Below are 1408 nucleotides of genomic sequence, written 5' to 3' on the forward strand. Positions count from 1 at the left end.
CGCCCCGGAGCACGACCCGCGGCGGGGGGGCCACCCCCCCCCCCCCGCGCCGCTCCGAAGACCTGCGGACCGGCGGGCGGACCGGACCGCCGGCCGAGCGACGACAGGGAGGCGCGGGCCGATGAGCCAGGACCGCACGGCGGAAGTGATCGTGGTCGGAGCGGGCCTCGCCGGGCTCGCCTGCGCCCTGGACATCGTCGCGGCCGGCCGCGACGTGCTGGTGCTGGAGGCCGGCGAGGAGGCGGGCGGCCGGATGCGCACCGACGTGGTGCGGGGATTCCGGCTCGACCGCGGCTTCCAGGTGTTCAACCCCGCCTACCCGCAGGTCCGCCGGCGCCTGGACCTGGCGGCGCTCGGACTGCGCCCGTTCACCCCGGGCTTCCTGGTGGCGGGCGGACCGGACCGGCACCGACTGGTGGACCCGGTCCGGCGCCCCGGGCAGCTGCCCGCACTGGTGGCCGGCCGGTCGGCGCTCCCGCCGCGCGACCTCGCGGCGCTGGGGCTGCTGGGCCTGCGTGACGCGCTGCTGCCCGCCGCGGTGGTCCGGCGGGCGCCCGAGACGAGCACGGCCGAGGCGCTGCGGTCGGCCGGGCTGTCCCGGCGGACCGTGGCCGACGTGCTCGGGCCGTTCCTGGCCGGCGTCTTCCTGGAGGAGGAGCTGGCGACGTCGAGCCGCCTGTTCCACCTGGTGTGGCGCCCCAGGCTGCGCGGACGCCTCTCACTGCCGCGCCACGGCATCGGCGCGGTGCCGCGGCAGTTGGCGGCGCGGCTGCCGGCCGGACGGTTGCGCTGCGCCGCCGAGGTGGCGCGGGTCGAGGCGGCGGGCGGCGCGGCCGGCGTCGTGCTGGCGGACGGGTCGCGGCTGCGGGCGGGCGCGGTGGTGGTGGCGACCGGCGCGGACCGGGCGGCGCGGCTGCTGCCGGGGCTCGCGGTGCCGCCGGCGCGGTCGGTGACGACGTTCTACCACGCGGCGCCGGTCAGCCCGCTGCGGGAGCCGATCCTGGTGGTCGACGCGCGGCGCCGGGTGCTGAACACGGTGGTGCTCTCCGAGGTGGTGCCCGACTGTTCGCCCGACGGTCGGGCGCTGGTGTCGACCTCGGTGTTGGGCGTCGCGGCGCAGGAGGGAGCGGCGCGGCGCCGGGCCGGCGAGCTGTACGGGGTGGACACCGCGGGCTGGGAGCCGCTCGCCGCCTACCGGATCGCCGAGGCGCTGCCGGCCGGGCCGGCGCCGCTCACGCTCTCCCGGTCCACCCGGTGGGCGCCGGGCCGGTACGTCTGCGGGGACCACCGGGCCACCGCCTCGGTGCAGGGCGCGCTGGCCTCCGGCGCCCGGGCCGCCCGGGAGGTGCTGGCGGACCTGCCCGCGCGGGGCCGGTGACGGGGCGTCACTGGCGTGCGGCCCTGACGC

At 80.1% G+C, this 1408-nt stretch carries 1 protein-coding gene; it reads left to right on the top strand.

Features of this window, described 5'->3' with window-relative positions:
* Nucleotides 1-121 precede the first annotated feature (121 nt).
* Nucleotides 122-1378, top strand: a complete 1257-nt coding sequence (locus ACFW1A_RS40510; protein WP_380418748.1) for an NAD(P)/FAD-dependent oxidoreductase — start codon at nt 122-124, stop codon at nt 1376-1378.
* Nucleotides 1379-1408: the final 30 nt, after the last annotated feature.

It is taken from the genome of Kitasatospora sp. NPDC058965, assembly GCF_042741245.1.
GTDB lineage: Bacteria > Actinomycetota > Actinomycetes > Streptomycetales > Streptomycetaceae > Kitasatospora.

What these genes read in the sequence shown, in the direction of transcription:
- ACFW1A_RS40510 (WP_380418748.1), top strand. Translation starts at nt 122, where the DNA reads ATGAGCCAGGACCGCACGGCGGAAGTGATCGTGGTCGGAGCGGGCCTC.